We start from the raw sequence: 21,904 nt of genomic DNA, 5'->3' as shown, positions 1-21,904 counted from the left end.
GGGCCTTCGTCCTTCACTTCCGCTCGTTTCCAAATCCAGATCGAGAGCCATTGCCATGCGTAAGATTTTTCTGTCCGTCGTGTTGACGGCTTTGTGCGCCACCGCCACCGCGTTCGCCGCTCCCCCGGCGACGCCGTTCGACGCACAGGCCGTGCTCGAACAACAAAAGACCATCCGCGCCGACATCGATGCCGGCAAGGGCGCCTACGGCAAGTTGAATCCGGCCACTCGCCAGGAAGTCCGCGAGCGCCAGGACAAGCTGAGCAAGCTGCTGGAAAACCGTCGCTACGAAGACCTCAGCCCGGCCGAGCAAGATCAGGCGCGGGTCGACATGGCCTGGATCGAATACGCCGGCAAGACCGACGACGATCGACTGGTCTGCGAGCGCGTGCGCACCGTCGGCAGCAACCGGGTCGAGCGCATCTGCAAGACCGTGGCCCAGCGCCGCGAAGAGAAGAAGAGCAACAAGGACAGCGCCGATCGGGCGTTGCAGAACCGCAATCTGTCGCCGTGCGGGCCGGAAGGCTGCAGCTGATGGAAACCGATCGCCGCGCGAGGCTGAGGCCCGCGCGGCGATCGGCCGTTTCAGGCGCGCGGTTTCGGCCGCGCGACCGCGACCGCGCCGACGGCGTGGGTCTTCAATCGCAGCAGCGGCACGGCTGGCCGTTGCCCGGGCTCCAGCCCGGCAGTCCGCCGCAGCGGTCCTGGCAGACTTTGTAACTGCACAGGGCCTTGTCCGGCGGCGCCGACGAAGCGGCCTGCACGCCGAATCCGAACCCGAAAGCGGCCAGCGCGAACGCGGCCAGATAGCCGAGCGTTCTGGATTTCATGGGTGATCCTCCTGCCGTGGCGAGTGAGCCGGCGAACCGAGCAAGGCGCCGATCGCGGCTGCCGGAGCGCGGGCGAGCGCTCGCGCCGCGGCCACTGTAGGTCGGGCGTTGCGCGCGAACTGCCCAATACATCACCAATGGCGGCGAGGGTGACAGTTGTAAGGTTTTCGCCATAGCGCGCGACGCCGGGTGTGAAAGTCGGGTCGCCTGCATGAGGTTCGTGTACTTGAACCGGGGTCATGCAGGAAGATCGCGATGGGCATTCGTCGGCGTGGATCGAAAAGCGTCGGGCGTGAAAGCCCTCCCACACTAAATCGCGTGGCGTCGAAGTCTTTTGTGGGAGGGCTTTCAAGCCCGACGCTCTTCGGTCAGTTCGCAACGAAACCCACAACCCCTCTCGATCGGCTCGCCTTGAAGCCACGCATTCGGCAGATTTGCCTGCGGTTGCGCGATCGCGCGATCATCGCCGCATCCCCCGCCGCACGAGTGCCGCCCCGTGACCTCCGCACTGCACCGCTCGCTGCGCGCCGCCGCGCTGTCGTCGCTCCTGTTCGCGGCCGGCTGCGCCTCGGTCCCGCCGCACAATCCGCTCGCGCAGTGGCAGCCCTCGCCGAACTACAACCAGCGGCGCGCGCAGTTGATCGTGCTGCATCACACCCAGCAGGACAGCGTCGAGCAATCGTTGCAGACCTTGCGTACGCGCAATTCGCAAGGCCAGGTCAGCGCGCACTACCTGATCGGTGACGACGGCCGCATCTATCAGCTGGTCGCCGACGACCAGCGCGCCTGGCATGCCGGCGCCGGTCGCTGGGGCGACATCTCGGATCTCAATTCGGCCTCGATCGGGATCGAACTCGACAACGACGGCACTGAGCCATTCTCCGAAGCGCAGATCGCAAGCCTGATCCGCCTGCTCGCCGACCTCACGAAGCGGTTGAGCATCCCGCCGTATCTGGTCGTCGCGCACGGCGATATCGCGCCGACGCGCAAGACCGATCCGAGCGTGTTGTTCCCGTGGCAGCGCCTGGCGCAGGCCGGTTATGGCCTGTGGCCGCGCGCGCCGCTGAGCGAGCCGCCGGCGGGTTTCGATGCCTGGGCGGCCATGCGGATGGTCGGTTACGACCTGCGCGAGCCCGGTGCGGCGCTGGCGTCGTTTCATCGTCACTTTCGCGGCAATGAGGCGCGTGAGTGGCAGGCCGGCGATGCGGAGATCTTGTTCGACCTGCAACGCCAGTTGATGGCGCTGCCGGAGGGTGCGCCAGCGCCGTTGCCGGCACCGCCGCTGCGTTGAAGCGCAGTGTTGGTTTAGGGATGGTTCGCAGCGATCTGATCGAAGAGCGTCGGGCTTGAAAGCCCTCCCACAAGAGATGCGCAGCTTCGAGGTTTTTTTGTGGGAGGGCTTTCAAGCCCGATGCTCTTCGATCAGCGCTCGAATCACTTGCACGACGAGCAGTTCCGCGACCGATTCGTGCTGCGCTCCATCAAGCCGCAGCGATCGCCTCGATCTCCACCAACCACCCCGGATTCACCAATCCCACCACCTGCACTCGCGTGCGCGCCACCCGCTGCGGTTGCTCGGGCGTGCCGAACCAGCGGGCATAGGCGCGCGAAAAGCCCTCGCTGTCCATGCGCCCGCCCAGCGCCGGGTCGCCGACCACGTACACCCGCAATTGCACCAGGTCGCCCATTTCCAGCCCCAGGCGCCGCAGGCTGCGCTCGATTTCGCGCAGACAGCCGTCGGTCTGTGTATATGTATCGCCGAACGCGGCGATGCTGTCGGCCGGCGCGTCGCGGTCGATCACCGGCGGCGTATGCCCGCTGAGCAAGAGCATCGGGCGACCGGCCGGCACTGTCGCGCCGACCAGGAACGGCAAGGCGCCGCCACTGGACAGCATGCGATCGCCCGATTGCGGGCCTTGCGCGTGATCGTCGTGGTCGAAATCGTGACGCTGCACCGGTTCGCGGGTGGCGCGCTCGAAACCGTTCATGCGGCCATCTCGTACGGCGTGTTGGCGCGGGCATCGCGCAAGGCCAGCGCCCACCAGCTCAGGCGCGACAGCAGCGTGGTCATCGCCTGGTGCGCGGCCTGCGGTTCGCGCAGTTCGCCGTCGGGGCCGAACTGACGCCAGGCGTGTACCAGGGTGACGCAGTCGCGCAAGGTCACCGCGTGCAACTCGCCGTACACCTGACGCAGTTGTTCGATCGCGCGCAGGCCGCCGGAGCTGGCGCCGTAGCTCACGAACGCGACCGGTTTGGCCTGCCACGGCTCGTAGCAGGCATCGATCAAGGCCTTCAGCGGCGCTGGATAGCCGTGGTTGTACTCGGGGGTGATCACCACGAACGCATCGGCGGCCTGCAGGCGTTGCCGCAGCGATTGCAACTGCGCCTCGTCCTGGCGGTTGATGCGGCCCGACAGCGGCCAGTCCACCGGATCGATGGCTTCGATTTCGAAACCGCCGTGACCCAGGATGCGGCGCTTGGCCCAGTCGGCGACCACGTCGCAGAAACGGCCTTCGCGGGCGCTGCCGTAGATCAGCGCCAGGCGGAGATTGGGGGTCATGCAGGCATTCCACAGAAAGGGGATGCGAGCAGGCTAAAACCTCAATCTAGGTTCAGGTCAAGCGAACGAGTGCCGGCGGGCCGCATCCGCGCCGTCGCGGCGTGGATGCGGCGAGGCGTGCGACGCCGATTCAGGCGGTTGTTTCGGGCTCGCGCCGCAGCTTGTAGATCACCGCGCCGATCACCAGCGCGACCGCAGCGGCGATCAGGTTGGCGGTGCTCGCGCTGGCCAGCAGGCCGAGCGACAACACGATCGCGGCGATCGGGATCAACGGCCCGCCCGGCAGATGCAGCGCGCCTTCGCGGCCGTCGTGGCGCTTCTGCAGCACCAGCACCGACACCGCGGTGCCGATGTAGGTGCATAGCCGCGCGACCACCGACAACAGCGCCAGTTGCTGGAACGAACCGGTCAGCGCCAGCGCCAGCGCGATCACGCCGATGAACAGCACCGCGCGCGCCGGCGTGTGGAAGCGCGGATGGATCGCGCCGAGCGAGCGCGGGCCATAGCCGTCCTTCGACAACGCCAGCAGATAGCGCGGCCCCATCATCACCGTGTTGCTGTTGGTGCCGAGGATCGAGATCGCCGCGCCGATGGTCAGCACCAACGCCAGCCCGGTGCCGCTGAAATGCGCGGCGGCCTCGGCCAGGGGACTGGACGATGCCGCGATCCCGGGCAGCGTTCCCAGCGCGACCAACTGCACGGTGAAGTAGATGATCGTGACCAGCACGATCATGGTCAGCAGCGCGAACGGCACGTCGCGGCGCGGGTTGCGGTATTCGCCGGCGGCGGCGGGCAGGTTTTCGAAACCGGCGTAGGCGAACAGCAGCAACAGCGCGGCTTCGCCGAGGTTCTGCACCGGGAACGGCGCATCGCTGTGCAGCAGGCTCGGGTCGAAGTAGAACGCGCCGATCGCCACGAACAGCACCAGCGGCACCAGCTTGCCGATCGCCAGGGCGACGCCGGCGCGCGCGGCGGTGCGCACGCCGAGCACGTTGATCAGCACCAGCAGCGCCAGCGACCCGGCGACCACGAACACCCGCGCCGGCCCGGCCTTGGCCGCGGGCCAGAACAGCGCCACCGCCTCGGCCAGGCCGTTGCTCAGCGAGGCGGCGGTGGAGATGCGGGTGAGCAGCAGCATCCAGCCGACCTCGAACCCGGCGAACGGCCCGAACGCCTCGCGCGCATACAGATAGCCACCGCCGGGTTGATCGAAATAGCTGGCGGCCTGGGCGTAGCACAGCACCAGCAGCGCGACCGCGAACCCCGCCAGCAGCACCGCCCACAGACTCGCCGGCCCGAGCAGCAGCGCGGCCGAGGCCGGCAGCAGGTAGATGCCGCTGCCGATCACGTCGTTGATCGACAGGCCGACGATCTGCCAGCGGCTGACCGCGCGCACGGTGCCGGGCGTTTCGCTGAGGGTGGAGGGGGACGGGACGGACGCGTGCGGCGTCGGCTGGCTCGGCGGCTGGCTCAAAAGGTGATTCCCCTCGCTCGGTGGCGTGCGGCGTTGGCTGCGCCGGTGTGCCTGCACCTTAGAGGGTGTGGGCGCAGGGTTTCAATGTGCGTTGCGCAAACCGCCGCGGCGGCTGCGCGCATGAGGCGGCGGATTCCGGGTCTGTTCCAGGCGCGGGCGAATTCCCTGCTCGGCCGAGGAATTGCGCTGCGGTATGTGTCGGGTACCTGCGTCGCCGGGCGAGGGCGGTCGACCGGCCTGCTTTGAACCGAACCGCGACACAGGCCGCCGCCACCTGAACACGTTCTGCGCAATCGTGAACGCCGGACCGCGGCCCTGACCTGTGGCGCTGGCGCCGGCCGCGCGCGGCCCTAGAATCGCGCCCCATGATCCCCCGTTCGCCCCGCCTCGCGCGCATCGTCGCGGCCGTGCTGCTGCTGAGCCTGATGGCCGGCGCGCAGGCCCGCACGGTGTACCGCTGCGTGCGCGACGGCACGGTCAGCCTGGCGACCGCGCCGGAGCCCGGTTCGCGCTGCACCGCGCGCGAGATCGACGACAACGCGGTCAAGCTGCCCAACCTGTGGGGCGAGATGGGCGTGATCAACGGCAATCTCTACGAGCGCCAGCAGGACGGCAAGACCGTCTACAGCACGCGCAAGCTGCCCGGTTCGGTGCGGGTGATGGGCTTCACCGTCGAGACCCCGCCGGGCGAGCCGGCGCATCCGGGCCTGGGCACGGTCGGCAAGCCGCAACTGGACAAATTCCCCAAGCAGTTCAGCGCCGCCGCCAAGGCCAACGGCATCGACGATGCCTGGCTGCGCGCGATCGCGCATGCCGAAAGCGGCTTCAACGACAAGGCGGTGTCGAGCAAGGGCGCGCAGGGCGTGATGCAGCTGATGCCGGACACCGCGAAGGAATACGGCGTGGTCGATCCGTTTTCCTCGGCCGAATCGATCAATGCCGGCGCGCGTCATCTCAAGTCGCTGATGCGTCGCTACAACAACGACCTGATGCTGGTCGCGGCGGCCTACAACGCGGGCATCGGCACGGTCACGCGCTACGGCGGCGTGCCGCCGTATCGCGAAACCCAGGAATACATCGCCAAGGTGCAGGCGCTGCATCAGCGTTATCAGTTGGCGTTGGGGACGCGCAAGCCGGTGTTGAAGGCGGCGCAGTAGCAGCGGCCCTCATCCGGCCCTTCGGGCCACCTTCTCCCGCTAGCGGGAGAAGGGAGGGTTGCATGCTTTTCTCGATTCTCGATTCTCGAATCCCGATTCCCGAATCGAAAATCCAAACCCTCGAACAGCAAGCCCCTCTCCCGCTTGCGGGAGAGGGGTTGGGGTGAGGGCCAGGTGCAAAGCCCCTCAGATAGGCGTAAGCCGCAACAACCGCGCATTGGCCCCATCCTCCAACAGCCACACATCGCCGTTGGGCCCTTGCTCGACTTCGCGAATGCGCTTGCCCATCGGATAGCGCTCGGCCTCGGCCGCGGTGTTGCCGTTGAAGCGCACCCGCACCAGCGCCTGCGATGCCAGGCCGCCGATCAGGCCGCTGCCGTTCCAGGCCGGGAAGCGCGTTCCCGAATAGATCACGAACCCCGCCGGCGCGATCACCGGGTTCCACCACGCCTCGGGCGCGTTGAGATCCGGGCGCGTGCTGTGGCGCGGGATCGGCGTGCCGTCGTAATGGTCGCCCTGCGACACGATCGGCCAACCGTAGTTGGAGCCGCGCTCGATCAGGTTGAGTTCGTCGCCGCCCATCGGGCCCATCTCGTGGATCCACAGCTTGCTCTGCGCATCGAAGGCGATGCCGAGCAGGTTGCGGTGGCCGTAGGACCACACCGTCGCGGCGACGCCGCCGCGGCTGTAGAAGGGATTGTCGGTCGGCACGCTGCCGTCGTCGTTGAGCCGGATCACCTTGCCCAGCGGCGAATTGAGATCCTGCGCCGGATCGAACTTCTGCCGTTCGCTGGAAGTGATCCACAGCTTGCGGTCCGGACCGAACGCGAGGCGATGACCGTAGTGATTGCTGCCGCTGACTTTCGGCTGACGCCACAGCACCTGCAGATTGCTCAGCGAGCCGCCGGTGCTGGTGAGGGTGAGCTTGGCGCGCGCGACCGTCGCGCCGGCGGTGCCGCTGGTGCTGCCTTTCTCGGCGTAGCTGATGTAGATCAGGCCGTTGGTGGCGTACTGCGGATGCACGATCACGTCGCCGAAGCCGCCCTGGCCGCCGTAGGCCACCGCCGGTACGCCGGTGATCGTCTGCGCGGTGCCGCCGATGGTCAGCACCTTGAGCACGCCGCGTTTTTCGGTGACGAGCAAACGGCCGTTGGGCAGGAAGGTCATCGCCCAGGGTTCGTTGAAACGCGCGACTTCGGTCGCGGTGAACGGATTGGCCTTGGCGGCCTGGGTGATGGCGTCGGCGGTGTCGTTGTCCTGCGCGGTGGTATCGGGCCTGGCCGCCGCCGGCGCGGCGAACGCGGCCAGCAGCGCGGTGGAGCACACGATGGAGAGCGTCGAACGTTTCATCTGCGTTTCTCCGGGAATCGATGGCGTGGGGTTGAGGCCGGCCGAGCGTGCCATCGAAGCCGCGGCGGTCTTGCGACCGGTTCGGCAATTCGCGGCGCAGGCGTGAACGCTGCCGCGATTCGCAACCGCGATCACGTGAACAATGGGGTGTTCGCGCTAGGAAATCGTAAGCGCGCCGTGCAGGGAACACGACGCAGTTCTCATGCGCGACATCGCGCGCATCGTGCAGCGCGATGCGGCACGGACGCGTCGGTGCCGTGCGGTGTGTGCATGGAAGCGTGGGCGGCACACGATGTGACTATCGAGCGGTGTCGGATTGCTCGTTTCAGACCATCGCGGCTTCAAGCCATCGCGCTGAGCGCATCGAACGGCAGCACCTGCACGTCGGTGGTGTTGGCGAGTACGCGCGCCTGCGCTTGCGCGAGCAGTTCGCGATCGCCGTCGATGATCACCAGGATGCGGCCGCGCTGGATCAGCGCATCGAACTTGCGCCGGATCGGATCGGGCAACGCCGAGCCCATCAACGCCGACGCCCAGCAACCCAACAGGCCGCCGGCCACCGTCGCGGCCGCTGCGCCGGCGAGAGTCAGGCCGATCGGCGTGATCACCACCGCAGCCAATCCGGCGAGCAAACCGGCGGCGCTGCCGTAGCCGGCGCCGCGCACCGCCGCGGGCATCAGGTCGGTGTCGGCTTCCTTGCGCTCGTTGGGGATCGATGCCAGTTCGATATCCGAACGCGCGATCAGCAGGATGTCGCGGTCGTCCACGCCGGCTTCGCGCGCCGCGTCCATCGTGGCCTGCGCGGCGACGAGGTCGGGCGTGCTGAATACATGACGGGTTTTCATGACGCTCTCCTGGGCGCTCGCGTGCGGACAGCGAGCGCCATCTGGCCGCGTCGGCGAACGACGCGGATCGCCCGGACCGGCGCGACGGACGCCGACCCGGGCCCTGCACCGAGCATGAGCCGGATCGGGTTAGTCGGCGGTGATGGCGCGCGTTGCGCGTGTGGTCGTCGTGGTCGTGCGGCCGTTGCTGCGCCGCCGCAGAACCTCGGGCATGGGGCCTCGGTCAGTCGGCGCATGGCGTGAGCGACGTCACTGGACGCCCTCGCGCTGCGCCACCATGCTGTGCTCCATTCCTGCCGACCCCGCGAGGCGCGCGATGTTGCCCAGTGTCGAAGTTGACTGTCCCTATTGCGGCGAGCCGATCGAGTTGATCGTCGACGATTCCGCTGGCGATCAGCGCTACATCGAGGACTGCCAGGTGTGCTGCCGACCGATCGTGGTCGCGGTCAGCGTCGATGAAGACGGCGAGCCGCGGGTGGATGTCTACGCCGAGGACGAGGCGTGAGCCACGCACTCGCCTGCGTCGAAGCCGCGTCGTGGCTCGCGCCGCCTGCCGCCGCGGCGACCGCAGGCCGAACGAGGCGGGCTTGAGCGCGACGCCGCCCGCGGCGCGCGCAACAAGCCGCGTTCGCAGCGATCCGTCCGGACGGCTGAGCACGCGCGAGCTCAATCGTGCGTTGTTGGCGCGGCAGTCGCTGCTCGAACGCAGCGCGGTCTCGCCGCTGGCGATGATCGAACAACTCGTCGGCTTGCAGGCGCAGGCGCCGAATCCGCCGTACCTCGGGCTGTGGACGCGGCTGCACGCGTTCGCGCTCGACGATCTGACCCAGGCCATGCGCGCGCGCCGGATCGTGCGCGCGACCATGATGCGCGGCACCTTGCATCTGGTCGGCGCCGAGGATTACCGCGCGCTGCGGCCGGTGCTGCAACCTGTGCTGAAGCGCCTGTCGTTGCAGAGCGCGCATGCCAAGGCCTTGCGCGGCGTGGAACTGGGCGAACTGCGCAAGGCCGCTGTCGAGGCGTTGCGCGCCGGAGCGCTCAGCGCGACCGCGCTCGGGGAGGCCTTGCGAGCGCACTGGCCGTCGCACGACACCGCCGAACTGGCGAAGCTGGTGCGCAGCATCGAGTGTCTGGTGCATGTGCCGCCGGCCGGGGTGTGGGATTCGCACCAGGCCGCGACCTTCGCGCTCGCGCACGATTGGCTCGGTGCGCAGATCGCCGAAGCGGCCGATGAAACCGCCGCCGACGCGATGCTGCTGCGTTATCTCGGGGCGTTCGGGCCGGCCAGCGCGCGCGACGCGAGCGCGTGGTCGGGCCTGACCGGCACCCGCGAACGTTTGCAACGCCTGCGTCCGCGGCTGCGGGTGTTTCGCGACGAAGCCGGCACCGAGCTGTTCGATCTGCCCGACGCGCCACGGCCCGCGCCCGATACGCTGGCGCCGGTGCGGCTGGTGCCCGAGTTCGACAACCTACTGCTGGCGCATCGCGACCGCTCCCGCATCTACGACGAAGCGTTGCGCGGAGCGATCTTCACCCGCAACGGCCTGGTCGCCGCGACGGTGTTGATCGACGGCTTCGTCGCCGGGGTGTGGAAACTTCAGCGTGAGCGCGATACCGCGACGATCAGCATCGATACGTTCAAACGTCCCAAGGCCGCGGATCGGGCGGCCTTGCAGCACGAGGCCGAGTCTTGCCTGCGGGTTGCGGCGCCCGGGTATTCGCGGCATGAGGTGCGTTTGTCCGTGGCCGGTGCATAACGGTCGAGCCGGGCCTTCGGTGCGCGGCGTGTTGTGAGCGCCTGCGCTCGATGCGGCGCCTGCTTGTGTCGCGTCGGATCAGAAAGCATCGGGGCTCAAGCCCCTCCCACAAAAGAACGGTAAGCCCACGTGACCCGAGGGCCACGCGTGGGCTTTTGTGGGAGGGGCTTCAGCCCCGACGCTCTTGTTTCATATCGCCGCAAACCCTCATTCCGATCGACTCGCTCCGCTTGCTTGCCCGAAACCCATCGCACTCGTTGACAGCCAAGTTCGTAAAGGTTGTGTTTCATTCAGCGAAAACATCGCAACCACGCATTCGCAAATTTCCGCCGCATGTCACGTTTTGCAGCGCTTTCGCCCCGCGCCGCGCCGCGGCCCTAACGCGCGCGCCGCGCCGTGTGGTTAAGCGAACGTAGCTTTAACACCCGCGTCCGCCGCTTTGTTCAGACGCGCGGCGGCAAGGTTGGGGTCGTGCGGTAAGCGCCCTGCGCAACAAGCGACGCCGATCGACGGCTCGCACCGCGCAGCACAGCACACTCATTTCAGGAGACACGACTCATGAACTTCACCAACCGCAAGTCGCTGATCGGCACGTTGGCTCTGGTCGCTTCGCTGTCCGCGCCGATGGCGTTCGCCCAAACCGCCGAACAGGCGCCGCCGACCGAAGCGGCGACCCCGGCCAGCGCCGCCCAGGATGCGGGCGCGGCCACCGATGCTGCGCAGTCCACCGCCGCCGCGCCGCAGAAGAAGAGCTGGTCCGACGTCGACGGCGACAAGGACGGCAACCTGAGCAAGACCGAAGCGGCCGCCGTGCCGGCGCTGGGTCAGGTGTTCGATCAGGCCGATGCCGACGCGAACGGTTCGCTGACGCCGGACGAGTACAAGAATTACGTCGCCAAGGTCCAGTCCAGCGGCGGCAGCAAGAAGGGCGGCTGATCCAGTCGCGCCCTTGGGGTGTAGGTTTTACCTGCGTTGTGGGGAGGGCGGCTTCGGCCGCCCTCTTTTTTTGCGGCTCGGGTCAGCCGAGGCTACGATTCGTTTTGGCTGCTGGCTTTTGTGGTCAAGGGCAGCGGCAAAAGCAAATCTCCCCTGGCCCCCCTTTGCAAAGGGGGGGAACCCGGCTTGGGGTGGCGATGAGTCCTCGCTTATCGCAATCGTCGGGCATCGCTTAGCGGGGATGACCGCGATCCGGGCGTCAACTCGGCAACCGCTGCAATGCGCGCGGGCGCATAATGCCGCCCATGAACTCCCGTACCCCCGTGGCGGATTCGCGTATCCGCATGATCGGTTTCGATGCCGACGACACCCTCTGGCGCAGTCAGGACTACTTCGATCAGGCCCAGCTCGATTTCGAACGCATCGTCGGCGGCTATGTCGACCTGCGCGATGCGCGCCTGCACGAGCGCCTGTACGAGATCGAGAAACGCAACATCGGCATCTTCGGCTATGGCGTAAAAGGCATGGTGCTGTCGATGATCGAGGCCGCGGTCGAGATCACCGGCGAGCGCATCAGCGCCGCCGATCTGCACCGCATCGTCGAACTCGGCAAGGACCTGCTGCGTCATCCGGTCGAAATGCTGCCCGGCATTCCCGAGGCGGTGGCGCAGATCGCCGCCGAGTTCGAGGTGGTGCTGATCACCAAGGGCGACCTGTTCCACCAGGAAGCCAAGGTCCGCCAGTGCGGCCTGGCCGACCTGTTCCGGCGCATCGAGATCGTCAGCGAGAAAGACACCCAGACCTATGCGCGGCTGCTGCGCGTGTTCGACCTGCCGGCCCAGCGCTTCGTGATGATCGGCAATTCGCTGCGTTCGGACATCGCGCCGGTGCTCGCGCTCGGCGGTTGGGGCATCCACATCCCGTACCACACCACCTGGGCGCACGAGAACGAGGCCGAGATCGCCGCCGATGCGCCGCGGCTGCGCCGGGTCGACCAAGCCGCCGACCTGCCGCAAGCGGTGCGCGAACTGGCGCGGGTCGCGGCGGCCTGACCTGCGCGGAATCGCCTGGCGCCGGTCGCGTACCGGCGCGCGGCCACGGCAACGCCGGCTGAGCGGCGTCGGCGCGGGGGCGAATCATTAAAAACCGGTTCACTGTCGCAGGCTCACAGTCGCAGCGTGCCTGCCGACGATGCAGGCTTCTCAGGAGACCCGCCATGACCGCCTTGTCCCGCTGGCTTGCCCCCGTCGTACTCGCCCTGGGTTTGGGCGCGGTGGCGATGGTGCCGGCGCCGGCCCGCGCCGATGATCAGCTGGCCCGCGTGATCGTCGACATCGCCGACGTCATCGTGCGCAACAACACGCCGTACTACCGCTACGGCAATTACGGCTACGCCGATCGGCTGATCGTGGTCAACGACCGCTGGGGCCGCCCGACCTATTACCGCAACGTCCCGCGCTACGTCGGCTATCGTCCGGCCCCGCCGCCGCGTTATTACGGCTACAACAACGGTTACAACAACAATCGCTACTACGACCGCGATTGCAACCGCCACGGCAAGTGCCGCGTGACTTACTACGATGCGCGCCGCGATCGCCGCGACGATTACCGTCACTACGACCGCTACGACCGCTACGACCGTCATGATCGCGACGACCATCGCGGCCGCCACGACAACGGCCGCTGGCGCGATCGCCACGACGATTGATTGTCGACCGCCAGACGGTGTATGTACGACGGCGCCCTTGGGCGCCGTCTGCACTTGGGTCGGCCGCGTACTGATGGCCGCGTCGGCTTCGCCGCGATGCGGTAATCGGCCGGTCGCCTTTGCGTCTGATTTGTGCGGCGCCGGATGGTAGCCTGCCGCTTCCCGGCGCCGTGCTACGGCGTTCCCTGATTCCACCCCGAACGATTCCGCCTCGAGGTCCGCCATGCGTTCCATCGCCGCATCCGCCGTCCCTTCCGCCCGTGGCCCGCATCGCATGATCCTGGCCGCCCTGCTGCTGGCCGCGATCGGCCTGCCGGGCGCCGCATCGGCGCGCGACACCATCACCTGCAAGCTCAAGTTCTCGATGTCCGGCTGGTCGGTGTTCTACAAGACCTCCTCCGGCCGCGGCACCATCAGCTGCAGCAACGGCCAGAGCGCGTCGGTGAAGATCAGCGCCAAGGGCGGCGGGCTGACCGTGGGCAAGTCGCGCATCGATCACGGCACCGGCGAATTCGCAGGCGTCCACAACCTCAACGACACCCTGGGCAGCTACGCCACCGCCGAAGCCCACGCCGGCGCGTCCAAGTCGAGCAAGGCCCAGGTCATGACCAAGGGCGATGTGTCGCTGGCCCTGGCCGGCACCGGCCAGGGCTGGGACCTCGGCGTGGCCTTCGGCAAGTTCACCATTTCGCGATGAGCCAAACCCGGCGCGGCCGCGGCCTGAGCGCCGGGGCCGCTGCCGTCGCCACGACGATCGCGCGCGCATCGTCGAGGTGGCTGCCGAATGAATAGCGATGCGCGCCGCGCTTTGATCCGGGCCGGCCGGTCCCAACGTTCTAGACGACCCGGACCGCCACTCGCGCCGGACCGTCCCAGGAGCCCGCCATGACCGACAAGCTCAAGACCCGATTCTTCGCCTTGGCCGCGTCGGTCGCCGCGTTGCTCGGCACGCCGGCGCAGGCGCAGGAGCTGCCGGCGGGCTGGGACCCGCGCAGCGGCGATGTCTGGGTGGACGTGTGGCTCGGCGATATCAGCCGCTACGCCGCGCGTTATCGCGAACCCTTCGTCGACGAGATGGTGCGTTACTACGGCGCGCCGCGCGAACTGGTCGGCGATCTGCTCGATCAACGCCACTGGACGCCGGGCGACGTGTACTACGCCTGCGCGATCGCGCAGGTGCTGGGCCGGCCGTGCCGCTATGTGGTCGACGAATGGGATCGCGAGCATGGCCAGGGCTGGGGCGAGGTCGCGCAGCGGCTGGGCGTGAAACCGGGCTCGGCGGAGTTCCATCGGCTCAAGCGCGGTTTCGTGCCGACCTACGATCGCTGGGGCCGGCCGATCACGATCGATACCGAACTGCACCGCGATTTCCCCAATCGGCCGTACCGCGATTACCCGCCGCCGAAGGCGCCGGTCGTGGCCAAAGCCGAGAAGGGCAAGGCCGACAAAGGCAAAGCCGAGACGGGCAAGGCCAAGGGTGCGGCCGCTAAAAGCCATGCCGCGAGCGAGGGCGCCGCCAAGCGCCAGGGCAAGCCGGCCACCCGCGAGGCCAAGCGCGACTGAGTCGTGCGGGTAGCGTTCGCGACAAATACGGCGGCCGCGAGGTCGCCGTTTTCGTTCCGGCGCCGGCTTCTTGCCGACGTGCATTGCGCTGGTTTGGAATCTGCTCAGACGGATCGGCGATGCTTCTTCGTCCGCCGAAACGGCGCCTCCCGCCCAGGTGGCGGCCGCAGTTTTTGGATACGACTTTGGTACTGCGTCCAGCCGCAGCCGACGCGGCTATCATCGAGGTATGAACCACTCCGCCTCCCACTCCGATACGCCGCCGATCGAAATCGTCGGCAATGTCCGCATCGTCGATTTCCAGCCGCGCTGGCGCGGCGATTTCGCCCGTCTCAACATTGAATGGCTTGAGCGCTGGTTCGTGGTCGAGCCGATCGATCGCGAAGTGCTCAACGATCCGGAAACCCATCTGCTCGCCGGCGGCGGGCGCGTGCTGTTCGCGGTCGACGATGCCGATCGCGCGCTCGGCACGGTGGCGCTGCTGCGTTACGACGACGGGCTGGTCGAGCTGACCAAGATGGCGGTCGAGCCCGGCCTGCGCGGCGGCGGCATCGGCCGCAAGTTGATGGCCGGGGCAATCGCCGCGTTCCAGGACATGGGCGGACGCGAATTGTTCCTCGAATCGAGCCATCGCCTGGGCCCGGCGTTGAAGCTGTACGAAAGCGTCGGGTTTCGCCATCACCCCGCGCCGCGTCCGGGCTCGCATTACCAGCGGGCGGATGTGTACATGATCTGGGAGTCGCCGGCGGCGCCCTGATTCGCTAGCGAGCCTTCGACTGTAGGAGCGGCGCAAGCCGCGACCGCGAAACATCGCTTGCGCCGTGGCCGAGAGGTCGCGATCGCGGCTCACGCCGCTCCTGCAGGGGATTGCATGAGGTCATACGCCGATTTGATCGTTTGGCGTTGTCGCACGCGATCGGGTTGGGTGGTGTCCGACTGTAGGAGCGGCGCAAGCCGCGACCGCGAAACATCGCTTGCGCCGTTACCGAGAGGTCGCGGTCGCTGCTTGCGCCGCTCCTACAGGGGGTTGCATGAGGTTATGCGCCGATTGGATGGTTTGGCGTTGTCGCAGGCGATCGGGTTGAGCGGTGCCCGACTGTAGGAGCGGCGCAAGCCGCGACCGCGAAACATCGCTTGCGCCGTTATCGAGAGGTCGCGGTCGCGGCTCGCGCCGCTCCTGCAGGGCCGGTGTGGCTACACGACGACCTCGTCGGCCTGGCGCTGCTGCAACTCCCACATCTGCGCGTAGATGCCGTTCTTCGCCAGCAACTGCGAATGGGTGCCGCGTTCGAGGATGCGGCCGGCGTCCATGACCAATATCTGGTCGGCATCCATCACCGTCGACAGCCGGTGCGCGATCACCAACGTGGTGCGGCCGACCGCGAGCCGGTCGAGTTCGGACTGGATCGCGCGCTCGGACTTGGAGTCCAGGGCCGAGGTGGCTTCGTCGAAGATCAGGATCGACGGGTTCTTGAGCAGGGCGCGCGCGATCGCCACGCGCTGTTTTTCGCCGCCCGACAGCTTGAGCCCGCGTTCGCCCACCGGCGTGTCGTAACCGTCGGGCAGGCCGACGATGAAATCGTGGATGTGCGCGGCGCGCGCGGCGGCCTCGACCTGCGCGTCGTCGGCGTCGGGCCGGCCGTAGCGGATGTTGTAGCCGATGCTGTCGTTGAACAGAACGGTGTCCTGCGGGACGATGCCGATCGCGCCGCGCAGCGAGGACTGGGTCAATGCACGCAGGTCGTGGCCTTCGATCTCGATCGCGCCGGAGTCGACGTCGTAGAAGCGGTACAGCAACCGCGCCAGGGTCGATTTGCCCGAGCCCGAATGGCCGACCACGGCCACGGTGGCGCCGGCCGGGATGTCGAAATCGATGCCTTGCAGAATCTCGCGACGCGGGTCGTAACCGAAGCGCACGTTGCGGAACGCCACCCGCGGCCGCGCCGAGGCCAAGGTCTGCGCATCGGGCGCGTCGCGCACGTCCTGGCGTTCGTCGAGCAGGCCGAACAGCCGCTCCATGTTGGTCAGCGCCTGCTTCACTTCGCGGTACATCATGCCGAGCATGAACAACGGCGCCGACAACTGCAGCAGATAGGCATTGACCAGCACCAGGTCGCCGACCGTCATCTCGCCGCGCGCCACGCCGCGCGCGGCCAGCCACATCATCGCGGTCACGCCGAGCGCGACCACCAGGCTCTGGCCGAGGTTGAGCACGGCCAGGGTCTTGATCGAGAGGACCTGGGCGTTCTCCAGCTGGCGCAGGTTGTCGTCGTAGCGCCGGGCCTCGTGGTCTTCGTTGTTGAAGTATTTGACCGTTTCGTAATTGAGCAGCGAGTCGACCGCGCGTTCGTTGGCGTGGGTGTCGGCCTCGACCTGAGCGCGGTAGTAGCGCGTGCGCCATTCGGTCACCGAGAACGTCCACAGCCCGTACAGCAGCAAGGTCGCGATCGCGATCGCGGCGAAGCGCCAGTCGTAGATCCACACCAGCACGGTGGTGACCATCGCCACTTCGAGCAGCACCGGGATGATCGTGTAGATCGTCCAGTCCAGCAGGTCGGCGATCGCGCTGCCGCCGCGCTCGACGTCGCGGGCGACGCCGCCGGTGCGGCGGGCGAGGTGGAACTTCAGGCTCAGTCCGTGCAGATGCTGGAACACCTGCAAGGTTACTTGGCGCGAAGTGCGCGCCATCACCCGCGCGAACACCACCTGGCGCAGTTCGGTGAACAAGGTCACGCCGATGCGCGCGGCGCCGTAGGACAGCAGCAGGCCGACCGGCAGCAGCAGCGGGGTCAGCGGTACGTTGAGGCGGTCGATGAGCTGCTTGAGCGCCATCGGCACGTACAGGTTGAGCAGCTTGGCCGCGAATACCATCGCCAGGGCGATCGCGATCCGGCCCAGGTAGGGGCGCAGGTACGGCGCGAGCGCGGTCAGCACCGACCAGTCGCCGCGGTGGCCGGCGGCGCGCGCGAGCGGGGTGACCTCGGCGCTGGTGGCGGCGGGGTCGGCGGAGGAATGCGCAGCGACGGCGGTCGGATCGACCGCGGGCGGTTCGGCGGCGGGCGGACCCACCGGTGGCGTGGCGGACATGCGGTCCTTCGCGAAGCGGTTCGCGCGGTATCGGGCAGGCGAGCATAGGACCTCAAGCCCGCTTCAGGTCAAGGCCGCTCAAGTCGGGTGGTATGTCGGCGGGTACGGAAACTGCGGCCGACCGCGGTCGAATGTGCCTGCCGGGCATGGCATTCTGGTCCGGTCCGCGCGGCACGGACGCAGGCCGGCGCAGGTGCGCCACGGCCCCTGCGGCCGCTCGCGCCCTTCCTGCTAAGGAGTCGTCCAGGCATGAAAGCCTCATTCGTCGTCGTTTTGAGCCTGCTGTTGCTGGGCTTCAACGCCAGCGCCCAGAACCGGGCCAGCCGGCTGCCGTATCCGTACATCGAGCCCGACGCGGGCGCCGACGAGCCGCCCAAGGTCCAGGCTTGTTTCCTGCTCTACGACCTGAGCGCCGGCGAAATCCGCCGCACCCCGTCGCCGGCCTGCAAGCGCCGGGTCACGCCGGCGGCGACCTTCGACATTCCGCACGCCCTGGCCGGGCTCGACGGCAGCATCGTGCGCGCCGGCCAGCCGCTCGCGGGCAGCGGCACCCATTCGCTCGACACCGCGCTGATGTATTCGTCGACCGAGTACTTCCAGTTCATCGCCCAGCGCCTGGGTGACACCCGCGAACGCGAGTACATGAACCGCTTCAACTACGGCAACGCCGACACCAGCAGCGGTTCGACCTTCTGGATGGGCGGCTCGCTGCAGATTTCGCCGGACGAACAGATGCTGTTCCTGCGCCGCTTCTTCAGCGAGCAGTTGCCGGTCAACAAGCAGGCCATGGCCGATGTGCGCGCCGGCCTGCGGCAACCGCCCGGGGCGATGATCGGCAATTACGGTGCGGTCGCGATCGGGCGTTTTCCCGCGCGCGTCGACACTTCGGTGGTCGCCAAGAGCGGCTCGGCGGTGATGGCCGGCAACGAAGCGGTGCGCTGGCAGGTCGGCCAGATCACCCGCGGCACGCGCTCGTTCGTGTTCGTCAGCTGCGTGACCGGTCCGTTGAACCTGCCCGAGGGCGCCGCGGCGACCTTCGCCGCGAACGAATTGCGCGCGGCCAACGTGCTGTGATCTGCGCGGCAGCCGCATTCGCCGCTGCCGTGTTCACTCGATCGACCGGGCGCCGCGACTGAGACATCCGTCGCGGTGTGCGCCCATGCGTGGATTGCCGTTGGCGCACATAAGGCGCCCGCGATGTTTCAGGTTTGAACCGTATTTGCCGCGATCGACGCCGCGCGTCGCCCGGTTGCGTCGTCGCTGCGCGGTTTGGTGACGCGTTTCATGGACCTGTGTCCGTCGCAACGGGTAACCCTGATCGCGCAGCCGCAGGCTGCGGCACAGGGACGGCCCGCAGCCTGGTGGACAACGCCTCGTCGGTTCGCGTCCGTGCCTCTTTCGACCTAACAGGAGGTTTAGTCATGGGTGCTACCCGCCTCGATTTCGAAAAGACGGTGCTCGAAAAGCCGAAGTACATCCCCGCCACCGAAGCGCTGCGCGTCAGCAGCGCCGCGTCCGGCGTGGATTTCAAGGTTGCGATGAGCGAGCTCAATGCGCCGACCGCGCAGGAGCAGGCGTTCCTGGACGAGTTCGCCAAGTAAGCGCTGAACCCGCATGGCGCGCGCACTGTCGCGCGTCATGCGTTCGCTCTCATGCACCGCATGCACCATTGGCGAGGAACAAGGAATGATTCCGTACGAACGAGAGCGCAGCCTGGACGAGGCCAACCGGATCATCCACGCCTGCATCGCGCGGCGCGGCTGGACCGCGGATACCGGTGAGTTCGGCCATGGCCTGGTCACGATCAAGTGCGCCCTGCACGATGCGCAGGGGCGACTGCTCAGTCGCGGTTCGGGCAAGGGCGAGCCGGCCGCCTCGTTGACCGGCGCCTTGTACGAAGCGGTCGAACACTACTACTGCCGCGCGTCCGCGCTGGCCACCGCGCCGCGGTTCGTATCCGCGCGCGAACTCGCCGACGACCCGCGCTGCGCCGGCTTGCCGTTCGTGTCCGAGTTCGCCGATCAATCCCAGCGGCATCTGGCGTGCCGTCAGTACGCGTCGTATTCGGGTCGCCCCGATCTGGACGTGCCGTTGTTCATGGTGTTTCCCGACTATCCGCCCGCGCCGGAGTTGCGCGATCCGCGCGACGATTTCGACTACCACAGCGCGACCCGCTACAGCTCCAACAGCGGCACCGCGATCGGCGCCAGCTTCGAGGAGGCCGCGCTGCACGGCATCGGCGAGATCGTCGAGCGCGATGCCTGGGCATTGTTCATGCTCGCGCATTACCTCGGCGCGCCGGCGCGCTACGGCCGCTTGATCGAGCCGTCGTCGCTGCCGGCCGAGCTTGCGCGCATCCACGACTTGGCGCAGCGCCGGCTCGAACGCCGCGTGTTGCTGATCGAGGTGACCAGCGACCTGGCTTATCCGGCCTTCATCGCCACGACCGAAGAGCGCTTGCCCGAGGAAATCGTGTTTCCGCACGGCTGCGGCGCCTCGCCCTACGCCGCGCATGCGGCGACGCGCGCATTGACCGAGCTGACCCAATGCGTCGACATCAAGGAAAACGCGCCGCATCTGGTCGAACTCGATCAACTCGCGTTGGACCTGCTGCTGGATTACCCCAAGCTGCGCGCCTGCGTGATGGGCGAGATCGATCCGCGACGCCTGCATCATGCGCACTGGGACTATCCGCAGTTGCCGTGGCAGGCCCCGAAGCAGTTGCTGCCGCAGGTCGTGGCCGATCTGGAAGCGCGCGGCATCGGCCTGTACCACGCGATCAATCACCGCGAAGGCGACGAGTTCTGCGTGGTCAGCAGCGTGTCGATGGAACTGGAGCGCTTCTTCCTCGCCAGCACCGGTTTGTTGATGGCGCCGGGGCGGCGCGGGCGCGAGTGTCTGGCGCGTCAGGCGTTGGCGGCGCAGGCGCAGTGCGAGGCACAGCCGCAGGAGGCTTGATCGCCTGGCCTGGTCGCCGTGTGACGCGCCCGGGTCAAGCCCCGGCGCGCAATTGCTCCCAGTCGAGCCCGAACCGCGCCAGGTACTTGCGCAACCGGTCGGCGTCGTTGCTGCTGGCCTTGAGCGAGCGCGACACCGCGAACAGCTCGCGCCCGGCCTGCGAGAGGTTCTTCGCCTGCCGGCATACGCGCAGCACGTCTTCCAGCTGCACCCGGTCGAAGCGATCGAGTTGCGCCGCGCCTTCGCCGAGCAGCTCGTCGAGCAGCGAGCGCTGCGCGTCCGCGCCGTGCCACTGCCGGCGCAGGCGTTCGATTTCCTCGTCGACGAGATCCAGACGGATGCGGCCGCCCTCGGCCAGGGTCGCCAACCGCATCACCGACGCGCCCAGGTCGCGGAAGTTGCCGCCCCAGGTCGCTTCGCCGCTGCGCGCGAACCTCAGATAACGTTCGCGCGCTTCGCGATTGAAGGTCACGCGCTGGCGGTTTTCGCGCGAGTGACGCTCGAGTTCGAAATCCAGGTTCGGCTCGATGTCCTCGGCGCGCTCGGCCAGGCCGGGCAGGCGATAGGTCCAAAGATTCAGGCGCGCGAGCAGGTCGTCGCGAAAACGGCCCTCAATCACCGCGACCTGCAGATCGCGGTTGGTGCCGGCGATGAGCTGGAAATCGCTTTCGACTTCCTTGTCGCCGCCGACCGGCAGGAACCGCTTTTCTTCCAGCGCGCGCAGCAGCATCGCCTGTTCGTCCTGGCCGAGTTCGCCGATCTCGTCGAGAAACAACAGGCCCTGGTGCGCCGAACGCAGCAGGCCGGCGCGATCGGTCGAGGCGCCGGTGTAGGCGCCCTTGATATGGCCGAACAAGGTGCTCATCGCGCCGTCGCCGCGCAGGGTCGCGCAGTTCAATTCGACGAAGCGGCCGGGCAGTTGGTGCTTCTGCTTCTTCAATTCGAACACGCGCCGCGCGAGCTGGCTCTTGCCGGCGCCGGTCGGGCCCATCAACAGCATCGGCGACTTCGAACGCGTGGCCACGGTCTCGATCTGTTCGATCATGCGGTTGAAGGCGGGATTGCGCGTGGCGATGCCGCTCTTGAGCAGGTCGCGATCGTGCAGCCGCTCCTGCGCAAAGCGCTGCGCGATGCGGTCGTAGCGCGACAGGTCCAGATCGATCACCGCATACGTGCCCGGCGCCTCGCCGGTCTGTTTGCGCGGCGGCGCGGTCTGCAGCAGGCGGCCCGGGAACAATCGGCTTTCGGTCAGCAGGAACCAGCAGATCTGGCTGACGTGGGTGCCGGTGGTGATGTGGACGTAGTAGTCCTCGTCCTCGGGCTGGAAATCGTAGGCGCGCACGAAGTCGTGCAGCACGCCGTAGACGGATTCGAACTCCCAGGGATCGGCGAGGAAGGTGTCGTGGCGTCGCACCTGGGTTTCCGGCGAAACCTGGGCCAGATCCTGCGCGACCAGGTGGGCGAGCTTGCCGAAGCGGCGCTCGTCGACGATCAGCTCCAGCCGGTCGAGCAGGAAGTCCTCGTGCATGCCCAGCGACACGGTAGGGCGCCATTTTTCCCAGCGGCCCGGGCCGGAGGCCGCGTCGAGTTGGGTGCCGAGCATGCCGATGACGACCTGGCGCTTCATGGAGATATCTTCATGGATAAATTTATATCTGAAAGTATAGATAAATCTTTAC

The 21,904-nt window shown here is 67.6% G+C and carries 22 protein-coding genes and 1 pseudogene; 14 read left to right on the top strand and 9 right to left on the bottom strand.

From position 1 onward, the window contains the following. Positions 1–55: 55 nt before the first annotated feature. On the top strand, positions 56–535 hold the full coding sequence (locus KME82_RS21270; RefSeq protein WP_215495768.1) for a hypothetical protein: 480 nt from the start codon (positions 56–58) through the stop codon (positions 533–535). 103 nt (positions 536–638) lie between these two features. Here KME82_RS21270 and KME82_RS21265 read toward each other — a convergent pair whose 3' ends face one another. Beyond that, entirely contained in the window at positions 639–830 is a 192-nt protein-coding gene (locus KME82_RS21265; RefSeq protein WP_215495767.1) for a hypothetical protein, read from the bottom strand. A 496-nt stretch (positions 831–1,326) separates the two neighbouring features. Between KME82_RS21265 and KME82_RS21260 the strand changes: the two genes are divergently transcribed. Then, on the top strand, positions 1,327–2,121 hold the full coding sequence (locus KME82_RS21260) for an N-acetylmuramoyl-L-alanine amidase (protein WP_215495766.1): 795 nt from the start codon (positions 1,327–1,329) through the stop codon (positions 2,119–2,121). A gap of 190 nt (positions 2,122–2,311) precedes the next feature. Here KME82_RS21260 and KME82_RS21255 read toward each other — a convergent pair whose 3' ends face one another. From KME82_RS21255 to KME82_RS21245, 3 genes are all read right to left on the bottom strand, one after another. Next, entirely contained in the window at positions 2,312–2,818 is a 507-nt protein-coding gene (locus tag KME82_RS21255; RefSeq protein ID WP_215495765.1) for a RidA family protein, read from the bottom strand. Further along, positions 2,815–3,390, bottom strand: a complete 576-nt coding sequence (locus tag KME82_RS21250; RefSeq protein WP_215495764.1) for an NADPH-dependent FMN reductase — start codon at positions 3,388–3,390, stop codon at positions 2,815–2,817. The genes KME82_RS21255 and KME82_RS21250 overlap by 4 nt, the downstream gene beginning before the upstream one ends. Positions 3,391–3,520: 130 nt before the next feature. Next, positions 3,521–4,786: an APC family permease gene (locus tag KME82_RS21245; RefSeq protein ID WP_252255855.1), complete on the bottom strand. Its 1,266-nt coding sequence runs from the start codon at positions 4,784–4,786 to the stop codon at positions 3,521–3,523. Positions 4,787–5,229: 443 nt separating this feature from the next. Here KME82_RS21245 and KME82_RS21240 point away from each other — a divergent pair, with 443 nt between their 5' ends. Then, a complete protein-coding gene (locus KME82_RS21240; RefSeq protein WP_215495762.1) occupies positions 5,230–6,021 on the top strand; it encodes a lytic transglycosylase domain-containing protein in 792 nt (263 codons plus the stop codon). 186 nt (positions 6,022–6,207) lie between these two features. Here KME82_RS21240 and KME82_RS21235 read toward each other — a convergent pair whose 3' ends face one another. Continuing rightward, the gene (locus tag KME82_RS21235) at positions 6,208–7,371 is read right to left on the bottom strand and encodes a PQQ-dependent sugar dehydrogenase (protein ID WP_215495761.1); all 1,164 of its coding nucleotides are present in this window, start codon (positions 7,369–7,371) and stop codon (positions 6,208–6,210) included. Between the two features lie 341 nt (positions 7,372–7,712). Further along, on the bottom strand, positions 7,713–8,216 hold the full coding sequence (locus KME82_RS21230) for a hypothetical protein (protein WP_215495760.1): 504 nt from the start codon (positions 8,214–8,216) through the stop codon (positions 7,713–7,715). Between the two features lie 316 nt (positions 8,217–8,532). Here KME82_RS21230 and KME82_RS21225 point away from each other — a divergent pair, with 316 nt between their 5' ends. Both KME82_RS21225 and KME82_RS21220 read left to right on the top strand, forming a co-directional pair. Beyond that, positions 8,533–8,721, top strand: a complete 189-nt coding sequence (locus tag KME82_RS21225) for a CPXCG motif-containing cysteine-rich protein (protein ID WP_036106593.1) — start codon at positions 8,533–8,535, stop codon at positions 8,719–8,721. A gap of 82 nt (positions 8,722–8,803) precedes the next feature. Further along, positions 8,804–9,973: a winged helix DNA-binding domain-containing protein gene (locus KME82_RS21220; protein ID WP_215495759.1), complete on the top strand. Its 1,170-nt coding sequence runs from the start codon at positions 8,804–8,806 to the stop codon at positions 9,971–9,973. 78 nt (positions 9,974–10,051) lie between these two features. On the opposite strand, the pseudogene KME82_RS27240 reads toward KME82_RS21220, so the two are convergent. Beyond that, a pseudogene (locus KME82_RS27240) lies at positions 10,052–10,162 on the bottom strand (DUF6053 domain-containing protein); the annotation flags it as partial. Between the two features lie 369 nt (positions 10,163–10,531). Between KME82_RS27240 and KME82_RS21215 the strand changes: the two are divergent. The 6 genes from KME82_RS21215 to KME82_RS21190 all read left to right on the top strand — a co-directional run bounded on the left by KME82_RS21215 (position 10,532) and on the right by KME82_RS21190 (position 14,937). Then, a complete protein-coding gene (locus tag KME82_RS21215) occupies positions 10,532–10,909 on the top strand; it encodes an EF-hand domain-containing protein (RefSeq protein WP_215495758.1) in 378 nt (125 codons plus the stop codon). 305 nt (positions 10,910–11,214) lie between these two features. Next, positions 11,215–11,961: an HAD family hydrolase gene (locus KME82_RS21210; protein ID WP_252255459.1), complete on the top strand. Its 747-nt coding sequence runs from the start codon at positions 11,215–11,217 to the stop codon at positions 11,959–11,961. Positions 11,962–12,125: 164 nt separating this feature from the next. Beyond that, positions 12,126–12,617 (top strand): hypothetical protein, encoded by a 492-nt coding sequence (locus KME82_RS21205; protein ID WP_215495757.1) that lies wholly within the window; start codon positions 12,126–12,128, stop codon positions 12,615–12,617. Positions 12,618–12,891: 274 nt separating this feature from the next. After that, positions 12,892–13,314: a hypothetical protein gene (locus KME82_RS21200; RefSeq protein ID WP_046657912.1), complete on the top strand. Its 423-nt coding sequence runs from the start codon at positions 12,892–12,894 to the stop codon at positions 13,312–13,314. 188 nt (positions 13,315–13,502) lie between these two features. Next, on the top strand, positions 13,503–14,180 hold the full coding sequence (locus tag KME82_RS21195) for a hypothetical protein (RefSeq protein WP_215495756.1): 678 nt from the start codon (positions 13,503–13,505) through the stop codon (positions 14,178–14,180). Positions 14,181–14,409: 229 nt separating this feature from the next. Further along, positions 14,410–14,937, top strand: coding sequence for a GNAT family N-acetyltransferase (locus KME82_RS21190; protein ID WP_215495755.1), 528 nt, complete (start codon positions 14,410–14,412; stop codon positions 14,935–14,937). 437 nt (positions 14,938–15,374) lie between these two features. On the opposite strand, the gene KME82_RS21185 is transcribed toward KME82_RS21190, so the two are convergent. Beyond that, the gene (locus tag KME82_RS21185) at positions 15,375–17,267 is read right to left on the bottom strand and encodes an ABCB family ABC transporter ATP-binding protein/permease (protein WP_215495754.1); all 1,893 of its coding nucleotides are present in this window, start codon (positions 17,265–17,267) and stop codon (positions 15,375–15,377) included. Between the two features lie 249 nt (positions 17,268–17,516). Between KME82_RS21185 and KME82_RS21180 the strand changes: the two genes are divergently transcribed. From KME82_RS21180 to KME82_RS21170, 3 genes are all read left to right on the top strand, one after another. Next, positions 17,517–18,341, top strand: coding sequence for a penicillin-binding transpeptidase domain-containing protein (locus KME82_RS21180; RefSeq protein ID WP_215495753.1), 825 nt, complete (start codon positions 17,517–17,519; stop codon positions 18,339–18,341). A gap of 347 nt (positions 18,342–18,688) precedes the next feature. Further along, positions 18,689–18,868: a hypothetical protein gene (locus KME82_RS21175; protein ID WP_215495752.1), complete on the top strand. Its 180-nt coding sequence runs from the start codon at positions 18,689–18,691 to the stop codon at positions 18,866–18,868. Between the two features lie 85 nt (positions 18,869–18,953). Further along, positions 18,954–20,225 carry a YcaO-like family protein gene (locus KME82_RS21170; protein WP_215495751.1) on the top strand — a complete coding sequence of 424 codons (1,272 nt, stop codon included), beginning with the start codon at positions 18,954–18,956 and terminating at the stop codon, positions 20,223–20,225. A 34-nt stretch (positions 20,226–20,259) separates the two neighbouring features. On the opposite strand, the gene rtcR is transcribed toward KME82_RS21170, so the two are convergent. Next, positions 20,260–21,852, bottom strand: coding sequence for an RNA repair transcriptional activator RtcR (gene rtcR / locus KME82_RS21165; RefSeq protein ID WP_215495750.1), 1,593 nt, complete (start codon positions 21,850–21,852; stop codon positions 20,260–20,262). Between the last annotated feature and the right edge of the window lie 52 nt (positions 21,853–21,904).

Source organism: Lysobacter capsici (assembly GCF_018732085.1).
Lineage (GTDB): Bacteria > Pseudomonadota > Gammaproteobacteria > Xanthomonadales > Xanthomonadaceae > Lysobacter > Lysobacter capsici_A.
This window is presented reverse-complemented; position numbering and strand designations above follow the sequence as displayed.